The sequence below is a fragment of the Pseudomonas sp. NBRC 111143 genome (genome assembly GCF_001320965.1).
Taxonomy (GTDB): domain Bacteria; phylum Pseudomonadota; class Gammaproteobacteria; order Pseudomonadales; family Pseudomonadaceae; genus Aquipseudomonas; species Aquipseudomonas machongensis.
The window spans coordinates 81,334-95,743 of record NZ_BCBT01000014.1 but is presented as its reverse complement, the minus strand read 5'-3'; the positions used below and the strand labels follow the sequence as shown (position 1 = coordinate 95,743).

General features: G+C 63.5%; 12 protein-coding genes. 7 read left to right on the top strand and 5 right to left on the bottom strand.

The window, feature by feature from the left end:
- The first annotated feature begins 29 nt into the window (after positions 1 to 29).
- Both APH44_RS10625 and APH44_RS10620 read left to right on the top strand, forming a co-directional pair.
- Positions 30 to 1,343, top strand: coding sequence for an MFS transporter (locus APH44_RS10625; RefSeq protein WP_054892651.1), 1,314 nt, complete (start codon positions 30 to 32; stop codon positions 1,341 to 1,343).
- Positions 1,344 to 1,478: 135 nt separating this feature from the next.
- On the top strand, positions 1,479 to 2,771 hold the full coding sequence (locus APH44_RS10620; RefSeq protein WP_054892650.1) for an OprD family porin: 1,293 nt from the start codon (positions 1,479 to 1,481) through the stop codon (positions 2,769 to 2,771).
- 355 nt (positions 2,772 to 3,126) lie between these two features.
- Here the strand turns inward: APH44_RS10620 and APH44_RS10615 are convergent, their stop codons facing one another.
- Entirely contained in the window at positions 3,127 to 4,014 is an 888-nt protein-coding gene (locus tag APH44_RS10615) for a LysR substrate-binding domain-containing protein (RefSeq protein ID WP_054892649.1), read from the bottom strand.
- A 77-nt stretch (positions 4,015 to 4,091) separates the two neighbouring features.
- Between APH44_RS10615 and APH44_RS10610 the strand changes: the two genes are divergently transcribed.
- Positions 4,092 to 4,856: a sulfite exporter TauE/SafE family protein gene (locus APH44_RS10610; RefSeq protein ID WP_054892648.1), complete on the top strand. Its 765-nt coding sequence runs from the start codon at positions 4,092 to 4,094 to the stop codon at positions 4,854 to 4,856.
- Here the strand turns inward: APH44_RS10610 and APH44_RS10605 are convergent.
- Positions 4,846 to 5,160, bottom strand: a complete 315-nt coding sequence (locus APH44_RS10605; RefSeq protein ID WP_054892647.1) for a putative quinol monooxygenase — start codon at positions 5,158 to 5,160, stop codon at positions 4,846 to 4,848. The two genes, APH44_RS10610 and APH44_RS10605, sit on opposite strands and share 11 nt — an antisense overlap.
- Before the next feature lie 196 nt (positions 5,161 to 5,356).
- Between APH44_RS10605 and APH44_RS10600 the strand changes: the two genes are divergently transcribed.
- The 4 genes from APH44_RS10600 (at position 5,357) to APH44_RS29710 (ending at position 9,567) form a co-directional block, all read left to right on the top strand.
- Positions 5,357 to 5,947: an NAD(P)H-dependent oxidoreductase gene (locus APH44_RS10600; protein ID WP_054892646.1), complete on the top strand. Its 591-nt coding sequence runs from the start codon at positions 5,357 to 5,359 to the stop codon at positions 5,945 to 5,947.
- Positions 5,948 to 6,020: 73 nt separating this feature from the next.
- The gene (locus tag APH44_RS10595) at positions 6,021 to 6,917 is read left to right on the top strand and encodes a LysR family transcriptional regulator (RefSeq protein ID WP_054892645.1); all 897 of its coding nucleotides are present in this window, start codon (positions 6,021 to 6,023) and stop codon (positions 6,915 to 6,917) included.
- Positions 6,918 to 7,034: 117 nt separating this feature from the next.
- A complete protein-coding gene (gene ggt / locus APH44_RS10590; protein WP_054892644.1) occupies positions 7,035 to 8,702 on the top strand; it encodes a gamma-glutamyltransferase in 1,668 nt (555 codons plus the stop codon).
- Between the two features lie 127 nt (positions 8,703 to 8,829).
- On the top strand, positions 8,830 to 9,567 hold the full coding sequence (locus tag APH44_RS29710) for a hypothetical protein (protein WP_054925594.1): 738 nt from the start codon (positions 8,830 to 8,832) through the stop codon (positions 9,565 to 9,567).
- A gap of 50 nt (positions 9,568 to 9,617) precedes the next feature.
- Here the strand turns inward: APH44_RS29710 and APH44_RS10575 are convergent, their stop codons facing one another.
- The 3 genes from APH44_RS10575 to APH44_RS10565 form a co-directional block, all read right to left on the bottom strand.
- On the bottom strand, positions 9,618 to 11,186 hold the full coding sequence (locus APH44_RS10575) for a methyl-accepting chemotaxis protein (protein WP_371264429.1): 1,569 nt from the start codon (positions 11,184 to 11,186) through the stop codon (positions 9,618 to 9,620).
- A gap of 222 nt (positions 11,187 to 11,408) precedes the next feature.
- The gene (locus tag APH44_RS10570; RefSeq protein WP_054892640.1) at positions 11,409 to 13,328 is read right to left on the bottom strand and encodes a methyl-accepting chemotaxis protein; all 1,920 of its coding nucleotides are present in this window, start codon (positions 13,326 to 13,328) and stop codon (positions 11,409 to 11,411) included.
- Positions 13,329 to 13,517: 189 nt separating this feature from the next.
- A complete protein-coding gene (locus APH44_RS10565) occupies positions 13,518 to 14,402 on the bottom strand; it encodes a neutral zinc metallopeptidase (RefSeq protein ID WP_054892639.1) in 885 nt (294 codons plus the stop codon).
- Positions 14,403 to 14,410 lie beyond the last annotated feature (8 nt).

Here is a 14,410-nt window from a genome sequence, read left to right as displayed (position 1 = left end):
ACCACAAAGTCGCCGCCAGGAGACAAGAAATGCCAATTGCGAATGCAACCGCGGTTCACAGTGCAACCGACCAAGGCACACAAGCGCTCTACCGCAAGATCACATGGAGGCTGATTCCCTTCCTGTGCTTCTGCTATCTCGCGGCCTATCTGGACCGTATCAATGTCGGCTTCGCCAAGCTGCAGATGCTCGAAGACCTGCAGTTCAGTACCGCAGCCTACGGCCTGGGTGCCGGGCTGTTCTTCGTCGGCTACATCATCTTCGAGGTGCCGAGCAACCTGATCCTGGAGCGCGTCGGTGCCAAGCTCTGGATTGCCCGGATCATGATCACCTGGGGCCTGCTGTCGGCCTGCACCATGTTCGTGTCCACCACCACCCAGTTCTATATCCTGCGTTTTCTGCTCGGGGCCGCCGAGGCGGGCTTCCTCCCGGGCGTGCTGTACTACCTGACCATGTGGTATCCGACCTACCGGCGTGGGCGCATCATCGCGCTGTTCATGATCGGCTTGCCGCTGTCGAGCGTGATCGGTGGTCCGATCTCTGGCTGGATCATGGGGCACTTCGACCAGGTCCACGGCCTGCATGGCTGGCAGTGGCTGTTCCTGCTCGAGGCGATCCCCAGCGTGCTGCTCGGTATCCTGACCTTCTGGGCCCTGCCGAACAATTTCCACCAGGCCAAATGGCTGTCCGACGATGACAAGGCGCAACTGGCCAGCGACCTGGCTGCGGACGATGCCGAGGGCAAGGGCAGCAAGCACAGCTTCCGCGATGGCTTCTTCAACCTGAAGGTGTGGATGCTCGGCGGCATCGATTTCTCGATCCTGCTCAGTGCCTATGCCATGGGGTTCTGGATGCCGACCTTCATCCGTGATGCAGGCGTCAGCGACACCTTCCACATCGGCCTGCTCACTGCGATTCCGAGCCTGGCCGCGCTGCTCGGCATGCTGATGATCGGCGCCAGTTCCGACCGTCATCGCGAGCGTCGCTGGCACATCATCGTGCCGTTCATCATCGGCGCCATCGCCATGGCCAGCAGCACCCTGTTCAGCCAGAACCTGGTGATGACCGTGGCGCTGTTCGCCATCGCCTCGGCGGCGATCATCGGTGCGGTGCCGGTGTTCTTCAGCCTGCCGGCGACCTTCCTCAAGGGTACCGCCGCGGCCACCGGTTTCGCCCTGGCTTGCTCGCTGGCCAATATCGCGGGCCTGGTGAGCAACTCGCTGATTGGTATCGTGACCGATCTCACCGGCACCTCCCATGCGGCATTGTGGGTGTTCGCCGGCTGCCTGATCCTGAGCTGCTTCCTGGTGATCGCGCTGCCCGCGAAGCTGGTCAACCGCTAGCGGTCGACCGCTTCTCGCAACGGTAGCCCGGCGGGCCCGGCGCCCGCCTGATCCCTTCATCACGCCATCCCCACGTCGGCGGCCTTTGGGCTGCCGCGGTGGATCGCTGTTGCCCGAATCCAGGAGTCGCTCCCCATGCACGTACAGATTTCCCAACGTTTTTCATCGGCTACCCGACTGGCCGGTGGCTGCGTCGCCGCAGCGCTGTGCCTCGATGCCTCTGCCGAAGACAGCGGTTTCATCGAAGGCGCCCGCGCCACCTTGCAGGCGCGCAATTACTTCTTCAGCCGCGACTATGCGGATATCAAGGGGGGCAGCACCCAGTCCCGTACCCAGGAGTGGGCGCAGGGGTTCATTCTCAATGCCAGCTCCGGTTATACACAGGGGACGGTGGGAGTCGGCCTCGATGTGACCGGGCTGCTCGGCTTCAAGCTCGACAGCAGCCCGGAGCATTCGAAGTCGGGCCTGCTGCCGAGCCTTGCCAGCGGCAAGTCGGCGGACGAGTACAGCCGCCTGGGTGCGGCGATCAAGTTCAAGGTGTCGCAGACCGAGCTCAAGGTCGGTGAGCTGATGCCCAACCTGCCAGTGCTGTTGTTCAGCGACCTGCGCCTGCTGCCGCCAACGTATCAGGGGGCGATGCTCGAGTCCCGCGAGATCGCCGGGTTGACCTTGAACGCCGGCCAGTTCCGCTCCACCAGCCTGCGCGACTCGTCCAACAGCCAGAAGATGTACGCGCTGGTCAATGACCCGATCAACCCGTCGCGGCTGGCGCGCTTCACCAGCGACCGCTTCAACTACGTCGGCGCCGACTATGCCTTCAACGACAACCGCACCAGCGTCGGGGTGTGGCAGGCGCAACTGGAGGATATCTACCAGCAGCGCTTCTACAGCTTCAAGCACGCCGAGCCGGTGGGCGACTGGACGCTGGGTGTCAACGCCGGGTACTTCGACGCCCGCGAGGACGGTCGCAAGATTGCCGGTGACTACGACAACCATGCCTTGTTCAGCCTGTTCTCGGCCAAGACTGGCGGGCATACCTTCTATGTGGGCTACCAGCAGATCGGCGGCAAGGATGGCTTCATCCAGGTCGGGGCCAACACCAACCCGATGGGTAACACGCTGCCAACCTACGAGTTCTCGGCGCCGGGGCAACGTTCGTGGCAGGTGCGCCATGACTACAACTTCGTGGCCCTGGGCATTCCCGGCCTGACCTCGACCCTGCGCTATGTGAAGGGCGGGGATGTGGACACCGGGCTTGGCTTCGAAGGGCGTGACCGGGAGCGCGATCTGGACCTGGCGTATGTGGTGCAGAGCGGGCCGCTGGCTGGGCTGGGAGTGCGGGTTCGCAATGTCATGGCGCGGTCCAACTACCGGACCGATATCGATGAGAACCGGTTGATCCTGAGCTATACGGTGAAGTTGTTCTGATCGAGGTGTGCTGAGTCAGTACCGGCCTTTTCGCGGGCAAGTCGCAACGGAGAACCGCTCCCCCTGTGGGAGCGAGAGCTCGGCGCCCCGACTTGTCCCGCGAGGCAGACGACGCGCTGCATGGCACCGGCTACGCCAGTGATCGCGGGACAAGCCCGCTCCCACAATTAACACCGCAGTATTCAGAAGTTGCGGAGCTCTTGTAGGGGCAACTGTCTTGCTCAAAATCTAAAGACCAGCCCAATCCCTGTGGGAGCGGGCTTGTCCCGCGATCACTGGCGAAGCCGGTGCCATGCAGCGCGTTATCTTGTTCGCGGGACAAGTCGGGGCGACGAACCGCCGCTCCCAGGCTAACTCACTCCTCAAGCCCAAGCCGCTCGACCAGCGCCGCCGCATACCCCGGCAACCCGGCAAAATCCCGGGCGCACAGCTGCAGCCGACGATTGGCCCAGTCTTCCTCCAGCGCCACCCAGCGCAAGGGCAGCACCCCCTCCCAGCGTCTCACCGAGGCCAACGGCACCACGCCGACCCCAGCACCCCCGGCCACCATGCGGATCACACCGTCAAAACCCTCGGCCCGCACTCGCACCTGCATCCGCCGCCCAAGGCGTAGCGCTTGTTCTTCCAGGTGCAAGGCGAGGGCGCTGTCCGCTGCCAATCCCACATGACCGTGTACCAGGCTGTCGACGAATCGCGGCGACGGCTCTGCCGCCAGCGGATGGGCCAGGGGCATGATCAGCACCAGCGGGTCCTCCCGAAATGGCCGCACCTGCAAGTGCTCGCTCGGTGCTGCGGTGGAGATGATGCCCAGGTCCGCAGTCCCCCGGGTGATCGCCTGTACGATGCGCAGGCTCGGTTGCTCCTGCACGTCGACGCTGACGCCCGGAAACGCCACCAGGTACGCAGCCAGCAACTCCGGCAGGTACTCGGTCAGCGCCGCGGTATTGCACAGCAGGCGCACCTGCCCCTGTTGGCCTTGGGCATATTGGCCGAGGTCGTACTGCAACCGCTCGACCTGCTGGGCGATCAGCCGCGCATGCTGCAACAGCGCCTGGCCCGCAGGTGTTGGCTGCACCCCTCGCCGGTTGCGTTCGAGCAGGGCAATGCCCAACGAGGTTTCCATGGCGCGGATGCGCGCACTGGCCGCAGGCAGCGAAAGATGGCTGCGGCGGGCGCCGGCGGTGATGTTGCCGCATTCGAGCGTGTGGCGGAAAAGGCTGAGGTCGATCAGGTCGAAATGCATGTGCCTCTGTCCTGGCAAGAGTCTGGCTGAGTATATGGCAGATTTTCAGCCGATCGCCGAGGGTGCAGGATGGCGCCATGAATACCTTTACTGTGTTGTATCAAGACATGGGGCTGGCGCTTTCGCTGCTGGTTATCTTTACCTTCGCCCTGGCCGGTGCGGTCAAGGGTGTGATCGGTCTGGGAATGCCGACCATCGCCATGGGCCTGCTCGGGCTGGCTATGCCTCCGGCGCAGGCAGCGGCGCTGCTGATCGTGCCTTCTACTCTCACCAACCTGTGGCAGCTCGCCTCTGGTGGCCACCTGCGCGGGCTACTCAAGCGCCTGGGCGGCATGTTGATGATGATCGTCGTGGGTACGCTGCTGGGTAGCCTGTGGCTTGGCATCGACAGCGGCCCATGGGCGGCGCATGCGCTCGGCGGGGCACTGCTGGTGTATGCGTTGTATGGGCTGGTGGGGCCGGGCTTGCGGGTCGCGCCGCAATGGGAGTGGTGGTTGGGGCCGCTGTGCGGCCTGCTGACGGGGGTGGTGACGGCAGCGACCGGGGTATTCGTGATGCCCGGTGTGCCCTACCTGCAGGGCCTGGGGCTGAATCGCGATGAGCTGGTCCAGGCGATGGGGCTGTCGTTCACGGTCTCGACCCTCGCCCTGGCACTTGGCCTGGCCGGGCAGGACGCGCTCGACGGCCCGGCCCTGGGCGCCTCATTGCTGATGCTGGTGCCCGCCCTGCTCGGCATGTTCGCCGGCACCTGGCTGCGTCAGCGCATCAGCGCCGCGCTGTTCAAGCGCTGCTTTTTCATCGGCCTGGCGCTGCTCGGCGGGCACCTGTTGATCAACGGCTAGCGGAAGACGGGCTGAGCATCTCGATCATCTGGATATCGAAGTCGCGCTCCAGATAGTCCATGCGCTTCTCGAAGAACGCAGCCATGTGTGGCAGCGCCGAGTGCAGGTCGAGGGCGGCCTTGTCGGCCCAGACCTCGTAGAACACGAACAGGCTCGGATCTTCCTTGTCACGCAGCATGTGGTACTCGATGCAGCCGGGCTCCTGGCGGCTCGGTTCGACGTAGGCGCGGAACAGGGTTTCGAATGCTTCGGCCTTTTCAGGACGGGTCTTGGCTTTGAGGATGAAAGCGAACTGCTCACTCATGGCGATGGCCTGTGCGGGGGAAAGTGAGCAGATTGTATTGCAATAATCAGATGTCTATTCGTGACTTGAAGGCAAATGTATTTTGCCGCCACCCGGCTTTTTCCTGCGCTCGCGACTGCCTAATCTGCCGCCATCACTTTTGACTCGGTCGGCAGGCGTACTTGCCTCGGACCGACCCAGACCTGCGAGGCTCACCATGAAAAAGATTCTTCTGCTCAACGGCGGCAAACAGTTCGCTCATTCCGACGGCCGCCTGAACCGCACCCTGCACGAGGCCGCCCTGGCCTATCTGGACCGCGCCGGTTTCGATGTGCAGCAGACCTTCATCGACGGTGGCTATGACGTCAAGGAAGAGGTGCAGAAATTCCTCTGGGCGGATGTGGTCATCTATCAGATGCCAGGTTGGTGGATGGGCGCGCCCTGGACCGTGAAGAAGTACATCGATGAGGTCTTCACCGAAGGCCATGGCAGCCTGTACGCCAACGATGGCCGCACCCGTTCCGATGCCTCGCAGAAGTACGGCAGCGGCGGCCTGATCCAGGGCAAGCAGTACATGCTCTCATTGACTTGGAACGCACCGCAGCAGGCCTTCGACGATCCGACCGACTTCTTCGAAGGTAAGGGTGTGGATGCGGTGTACTTCCCGTTCCACAAGGCCAATCAGTTCCTTGGCATGACCGGCCTGCCGACCTTCCTGGCGGTGGATGTGATGAAGCGCCCGGATGTGCCGGCAGCACTGGCGGCGTATGAGGCGCACCTGGCCAAGGTGTTCGGCAAGGCCGAGTGATGACGCGGCGCCACTTGCGCCGTTATCGCCCAGCAGCTATCAATCAGCACTACCCCAAGCCCAAGGCCGCCGCGTGAAAACCCGATCCGAAGAACTCCAGGTATTCGTCGCCGTCATCGACTGCGGTTCGATCTCCGCCGCCGCCGAGCAGATGGGCCAGACCCCGTCGGCGGTGAGTCGCACCCTGTCGCGCCTGGAGGGCAAGCTTGGGACCACGCTGGTCAACCGCACCACCCGGCGCATGGACCTGACCGAGGAAGGGCGTTTTTTCCTCGAGCGTTCGCGGGCCATCCTCGAGCAGATGGACGACATGGAAGAGCGCCTGTCGATGAATCGCCAGACCCCATCCGGGCGTTTGCGGATCAACGCCGCTGCACCGTTCATGCTGCATGCCATCCTGCCGTGGATCGGCGAGTTTCGCCGCCAGTACCCCGGCATCGAGCTCGAGCTCAATACCGACGACCTGATCATTGACCTGCTGGAACAGAGCACCGACGTGGCCATTCGCATCGGTGAACTGGCCGATTCCAGCCTGCACGCCCGATCGCTGGGGTGCAGCCCCGTGCAGGTGCTCGCCAGCCCGGATTACCTGGCCCGGCGCGGCACACCGCAGAAGGTCGAAGACCTCAGTGCGCACTGCCTGCTGGGGTTCAGCGCACCCGAAACGCTCAATCAGTGGCCGTTGCGCCATGCTCAGGGCGATCGCTGGCCGATCCGCCCGGCGATCCTCGCCTCCAGCGGCGAGACCCTGCGCCAGCTGGCATTGGCCGGTGAGGGCATCGTCAGCCTGTCGCATTTCATGACCCACGAAGACATTCGCGCTGGCCGCCTGCAGGTGGTGCTGGCCGAGGCCAACAACGGCTATCGCCAGCCGATCCACGCGGTCTACTACCGCAATACTCAACTGGCGCTGCGCATCCAGTGCTTCCTCGATTTCATCCAGCGCAAGCTATCGATGTACGCCTGCTGAGTTACCTGAACGCGACAGATTTGCCCAAAGACGCCTCCCTTCCTGTGTGCCGTTTGCTTAGTCGCAACGGTTGAGCCTTAAATGAGTGCTCGACAAAAACAACACCAAGGAAGTGTCATGCGTATCGTCATGTTCCAGTCCCTGGCCCTCGGGGCCGCGATCCTGAGCTGTTCTTCCGCCTATGCCGTGACGCTCGAAGGTGGCGCGGTGGCGGCGCCCGATCAATATGGCGCACAGGTAGCCGCCGACATTCTCAAGAAGGGCGGTAACGCGGTGGATGCCGCGGTCGCCACCGCCTTCACCCTGGCGGTCACCTACCCGGAAGCCGGCAACATCGGCGGCGGTGGGTTCATGACCCTGTTCGTCGACGGCAAGCCGTACTTCCTCGACTACCGTGAAGTCGCGCCCAAGGCCGCCACGCGCAACATGTACCTGGACGACAAGGGCGAGGTCATCGAAAACCTCAGCCTGGTTGGCGTGCGCGCTGCTGGCGTGCCCGGCACGGTGATGGGCCTGTGGGAGGCGCACCAGAAGTTCGGCAAGCTCAAGTGGAGCGAGCTGCTCACCCCGGCCATCGGCTACGCGCAGAACGGCTTCAAGATCGCGCAGAAGCAATACCAGTACCGCGACGATGCCCAGGGCCTGTTCAAGACCGCCACCAACTTCAATGACTACTTCGGCAACATGAAGGTCGGTGAGCTGTTCAAGCAACCCGAGCTGGCCAAGACCCTGGAGCGCATCGCCGACAAGGGCGTCAGCGAGTTCTACCAGGGCAAGACCGCTGACTTGCTGGTGGCGCAGATGCAGGCCGACAAGGGCCTGATCACCAAGGAAGACCTGAAGGACTACAAGGCCGTGTGGCGCGATCCGATCGCCATCGACTGGCGTGGCAATGTGGTCTATACCGCGCCACCGCCAAGCTCTGGTGGCGTCGCTCTGGCCCAGCTGTTGGGCATCAAGGAAGACCGCGCAGCCGACTTCAAAGGGGTCGAGCACAACTCGGCGAAGTACATCCACCTGCTGGCCGAGATCGAGAAGCGCGTGTTCGCCGACCGCGCCGACTACCTGGGCGACCCGGCCTTCACCAAGGTGCCGGTCAAGGAGCTGGTGGCCAAGGACTACCTCGCCAAGCGCGCGGCGCAGGTCAACCCCAATGCGATCTCCGATACCGCCAAGGTCAAGCCGGGCCTGGAGCCGCACCAGACCACGCACTTCTCCATTGTCGACAAGCAGGGTAATGCGGTGAGCAACACCTATACCCTGAACCTCGACTATGGCAGCGGCGTGGTGGTCAAGGGCGCGGGCTTCCTGCTCAACGACGAGATGGACGATTTCAGCGCCAAGCCGGGAGCGGCCAACGCCTTTGGTGTGGTGGGTGGTGATGCCAACGCCATCGAGCCGGGCAAGCGCATGCTCTCGTCCATGAGCCCGAGCCTGGTCACTCGCGACGGCAAGCTGACCCTGGTGGTCGGTACGCCTGGTGGTTCGCGGATCTTCACCTCGATCTTCCAGGTGATGAACAACCTGTACGACTATGGCATGCCGCTGGAAAAAGCCGTGGCCGCCCAGCGCGTGCACCATCAGTTGCTGCCCAAGGACACCATCTATTTCGACAGCTATGCACCGCTCAAAGGGCAGGTGGCAGAGGATCTGAAAAAAATGGGCTACGTGCTTGAGGACCAAGGCTGGGAGATGGGCGATATCCAGGCGATTCGGGTCACCGGCGACAAGCTCGAGACCGCATCCGATCCGCGCGGACGCGGGGTAGGGTTGATCGTTCGCTAACCGCAGAAGGGGCGAGAGCACTCGGGCTCGCCCCTTTGCATACCTGTTATTTCTGTCAGTTGTTTGACCTGCTCACGTTCTCTATAACTCAGGCGACCCTAGTCTGTTCGTCAGTGGAGATTTCGTGATGAGCGTGTCCCAACCCTTGAAGTTCCTGGTGCTGCCTCCCGGCATATGCCACCTCGAAGCGCCGACGCTGGAGGGCAGTCGCCCTCACCCTGGCTACCCCGGAAATGCCTCGCGGGCCTGGTATGACTACGCTTTTGTGCATGCCCAGCGCCACAAGAACTTGAACGTTCGTGTCCCCACCACTCATATGAGCGTTGGTGACAGGGTTGTCGTCTCGATCTTTTCTGGCTGGTTGTATGAGTTGCCCGCCGTGGTGATTCAGGCCAGCCATCTGCAAGATGGCCTGGTCCTCGTCCCGTTCCCGGCGAACATGATGATCAGTTGCCAAGGTAAAAGCGCCCATTGCAGCTACCGCATCGAGCGCACTCCTTGCGTGATTGCTGTCTCCAATCCACGTCGCGTACGCATGGAGTCTCGCATTCCCGAGGCGGCTGACGTTCGCACTCCAGCCTTTGTGCGGCCACGCATTTTGCAGGAGGCCGGGAGGCGTGTGTTCTTCATTCCGGCAGTGGGTCTGACCTTCGGCGGCAAGCTGGAGATCAGCTGCTATGACGATGCGTTGGGGCTTGAGGTGGAGCGCAATCTCCCACTGCCTGCGACCGGTGCTGATTTCAGGCACGACATCACGCCTTGGTTCAATCGCCGGAAATCACCTCGAGGTTGGTTTGCCTACAGCCTGAGCAAAGTGGCAGGCGACAGGGTGTTCTCGGAGCTGCGAGAGTACGATGACTGGTGAACCACCCTGTCACAGTCTGATCGGGGCCATGGCCCGGCCCCGATCATGACTCAAACGCGGAAGTGGCTGACCATCGTCTGCAACTGCCCACCCAGCCGCGCCAGTTCCACGCTTGACGCAGCTGTCTCCTCGCTGGCCGCGGCCGTTTGCTCCGACACATCGCGCACATTCATGATGCTGCGGCCGATCTCGTCGGCCACGGCGCTCTGCTGCTCGGCTGCCGCTGCAATCTGCTGGTTCATCGCCTGGATCCCCGACACGGTACGGGTGATGCTGGCCAATGAGGTACCCGCCTTGCGTGCCAGTTCCACGCTGCTGTCGGTCAGCCCGCTGCTGCCTTGCATGGCGTTGGCCACGCGCTGGGTGCCGTTCTGCAGGCTGGCGACCAGCTCTTCGATCTCTTCGGTGGATTTCTGCGTGCGCTGGGCCAGGGCACGGACCTCATCGGCGACCACCGCAAAGCCGCGCCCGGCTTCACCGGCACGCGCCGCTTCGATGGCGGCATTCAGTGCCAGTAGATTGGTCTGCTGGGCCACCGACTTGATCACGTCCATGACGCTGCCGATCTTCTGGCTCTCCTGTTGCAGCAGGTTCATCGCCTCGGTGGAGTGCTGTACTTCAGCGGCCAGGCGTTCGATCTGGCCGATGGCCTCGTTCACCACCCGGTCGCCGGCACGGGCCTCGCCGTCGGCCTGGGTGGCGGCCTGGGATGCCTGCTCGGCGTTGCGTGCGACCTCCTGTACGGTCGCCGTCATCTCGTGCATGGCGGTGGCGACCTGGTCGGTCTCGACCTTCTGATTGTTGACCCCGGCACTGGTCTGCTCGGTCACCGCCGACAGTTCCTCGGCGGCGCTGGCGATCTGGGTCACGCCGTCACGGATACCGGTGATCAGTGCGCGCAGGGTGTCGCCCATGCCCGCGATGCCCTGCTGCAGGGCACCGAGTTCGTCACGCCGGGTGATGTGCAGGCGCTGGGTGAGGTCGCCTTCGGCGATCTTCTTCACCACCTCGAGGGTTTCCTGCAAGGGGCGGGTGATCTGGCGGGTGATGACCACGGCGCCAAGCAGGCCGAACACCAGCGCCAGCAGCGCCACGCCCAGTTGCAGGTTGCGCGCCTGGGCGGTATCGACGTCGCGTCTGCCAAGTTCGATCTTGTACAGCTCGTCGCTGCGCTTGGTGATCTGCGCCTGCTCCTCGATCATTTCCTGGCGTGCCGTGGCGATCGCCGCCCGGGCGTCGCGTACCGGCTGCTCGGCGTCGGGTTTGCTGGCGATGGCGCGGTAGCCCTGGCGCATCTTGTCCAGCGAGGCGCGGTACTGGTCGATGTAGGTGGCCTGTTCGCGCAGCAGTTGCAGGCTCTGGGGATGGTCGAAGCTGGCGAGCAGTTCCTGCTTGTGCTGTTCGAAGGTGTCCAGGCGGGCCAGCACGGTGGCGGCGGCGCTCTCGTCGCCATCGGCGAGCATGTATTGCAGACGCGCCACGCGCAGGTTGTTCAGGTGCGTATTGAACTGGGTGATCTGCCCCATCGAGTTGCTGCGTGCGACGAGGTTTTCCAGGCTGTTCCAGCCGGTCAAGGCCAGTGCAGTGGTGAGTAGAAGGACCAGGCCGAAGCCCAGCATCAGTTTGAGTTTGACGCTGATGTTGGCAAACCAGTTGCTCATGGAGGTTCCCCGGGGGAAAGCGCCTGCTCGCGGGATTTCCCGTCACTCGGCATTTGTTTTTGTGATGGGCCCTCCGTTGCCGCAGAAGAGATATCGGCAATGTTTGCAGGAGCTGAAACGCCGTTCAGCAGATTTTTTGGGGGAGGGATTGGGGCCGCGACGCGGCCCCGGAAGGCGTGGTCAGACGCGGAAATGGCTGACCAGGGTTTGCAACTGTCCACCCAGGCGCGCCAGCTCGACGCTGGAGGCGGCTGTCTCGTCGCTCGCGGCGGCGGTCTGCTCGGACACATCGCGTACGTTGAGGATGCTGCGGCTGATCTCTTCGGCCACGGCACTCTGCTGCTCTGCGGCGGCGGCGATTTGCTGGTTCATCGATTGGATGCCCGACACGGTACTGGTGATGTTCTCCAGCGACGCGCCGGCCTTGCGTGCCAGTTCCACGCTGCTGTCGGTCAGGGTGCGGCTGCCGAGCATGGCGTTGGCCACCTGCTGTGTGCCGTTCTGCAGGCTGGCGACCAGCTCTTCGATCTCTTCGGTGGACTTCTGCGTGCGTTGCGCCAGGCCACGCACTTCGTCGGCGACCACGGCGAACCCACGTCCCGCCTCACCGGCACGAGCCGCTTCGATGGCGGCGTTGAGCGCCAACAGGTTGGTCTGCTCGGCCACCGACTTGATCACGTCCATGACACTGCCGATCTTCTGGCTTTCCTGTTGCAGCAGATTCATCGCTTCGGTGGAGCGGTTGACCTCGGCGGCCAGGCGCTCGATCTGGTTGATCGCCTCGCCCACCACTTTGTCACCGGCACGGGCTTCGCCGTCGGCGTTGGTTGCTGCAAGCGACGCCTGTTCGGCGTTGCGCGCGACTTCCTGCACGGTGGCGGCCATTTCGTGCATGGCGGTGGCGACCTGGTCGGTCTCGACCTTCTGGCTGTTGGCGCCGGCGCTGGTCTGCTCGGTCACCGCCGACAGCTCCTCGGCCGCACTGGCGATCTGGGTAACACCGTCACGGATGCCGCTGATGAGGTCGCGCAGGGTCGTACCCATGCGCGCAATGCCTTGCTGCAGCACGCCCAGTTCGTCGCGGCGGGTGACCTGCAGGTTGTGGGTCAGGTCGCCACCGGCGATCTTCTCCACCACGGCGAGGGTCTCGCGCAGCGGGCGGGTGATCTGGCGGGTGATGATCACGGCGGCGAGTACGCCGATGAGCAGGGCCAGCAGCGTCGCGCCGATCTGCAGGGTGCGGGCCTCGGCACTTTCGATGTCACGGCGTTCGAGCTGGATCTTGTACAGGTCGTCGCTGAGCTTGACGATGTCGCCGCCCTGCACGGTCATTTCCTGACGGGACACAGCGATCTGGGCTGTCGAGGCGCTGAGCTGGCGAACCGACTCGCCATAGGCACGCACTGCGCCTTCGAACTGCTCGATGGCAGCGCCATCGCTGGTCAGCTGGCGCTTGAGGCCGTCGATCTCGGTGAAGGTCTGCTGCAGTTGGCGCAGCACCGCTTGCTCGGCGACGTCGCTTGGCGCTGCCACATAGCTGCGTACGTCCAGGCGCAACTGGGTCAGCTGCTGGCGGGCCTTGCTGATTACCAGGTATTGCTGCAAGCGGGTCGCATCGCTTTCGTCACGGGCCAGGACATCCTTGCTGATCGTTTCGATCAACTGGATCGCCTTGGTCGCGTTCTGGTCGAGGGTTTCACGGGCCGCAAGGGTGATCTTGTAGCCTGCACGCATCTTGTCGAGCGAGATGCGATAGTCGGCGATGATCTTGCCCAGCTCACGCAGCAGCTTGAGGTTCTCGGGGCTCTTGAAGGTGCTTTCCAGGTGCTGCTGCTGGGCGCTGAAGGTTTCCAGCTTCGCCAGCGTGTTGGCGGCGGCGGCGTCGTCGCCGTTGGCGATCATGTATTGCAGGCGCGCCACGCGCAGATTGGTCAGGTCAGTATTGAGGCGGGTAATGTCGCTCATCCAGTTGCTGCGATTGATGAGGCTGCCCAGGCTGGTCCAACTGGCCAGGGCCAGCAGGCCGGTCAATACCAGGACCAGGCCGAAGCCCAGCCCGAGTTTGAGGTTCACGCTCTTGTCGGCAAACCATCTGTTCATGCACGCTCTCCAGAAAATGTGTCTTGCAAAATCTCACGTCGCCGGGCGTTGTTCTTGTAGGGGCCAGCTGATGGGTCCACGGGGTTATCGGCCGAATCGGCTGCGGCTGAAACGTTTATCAGCAGAAAAATGACCCATTGGTCGTATTGCGTTCTGGAGAGGCTCTGCAACGCCCGTTGCAGCAGGGCGTTACAGGTTGCGTGCGTTGAAGGTGTCGCAGCGGTTGAGGTCGCCACTGCCGAAGCCAGCCTTGAACCAGCGTACCCGCTGCGCCGAGGTGCCATGGGTGAAGGAGTCGGGCACCACGCGCCCTTGACCCTGTTGCTGGAGGCGGTCGTCGCCGATGGCGTTGGCGGCGTTGAGTGCCTCTTCGACATCGCCGGGCTCCAGCCAGTTGAGACGTTTCTGAGCCTGGTATGCCCAGACACCGGCCAGGCAGTCGGCCTGCAGTTCCTGGCGTACCAGCAGGCCATTGTCGCCCTCAAGGCGCTGGCCGCTGCGGCGTGCGGCATCGACCTTGGCCGAGACGCCGAGCAGGGTCTGTACGTGGTGGCCAATTTCGTGGGCGATCACGTAGGCCTGGGCGAAGTCGCCGGCGGCAGCGAAGCGGGTTTCCATTTCGCGGAAGAACGACATGTCCAGGTACACCCGCTGATCACCCGGGCAATAGAAGGGGCCGACCGCCGAGGAGGCGAAGCCGCACGCGGAGTTGACCTGGCCGCTGAACAGCACCAGCTTGGGGTCGCGGTATTGCTTGCCGGCCTGGGCGAACAGGGCCTTCCAGGTATCTTCGGTGTCGCCCAGGATCGAGGCGACGAACTCGGCCTGTTGATCATTGGCCGGCGGTGCCTTGCCGCCAGCACCGCTGGGCGCTGCCTGCTGTTGCTCCATCTGGCCGGCGAGCTGGCCGAGGATCTGCAGCGGATCCTGGCCGGTGATCCAGCCGATGCCGATGATCAGCAGCACGGCACCCAGCCCCAGGCCCTTGCCACCGCCGAAGCGCATCCCGCCGCCACCGCCTTCGCCGCGTGCATCCACCACATTGTCGCTGCGTCGGCCTTTTCGCCAATCCATAGAAGTTC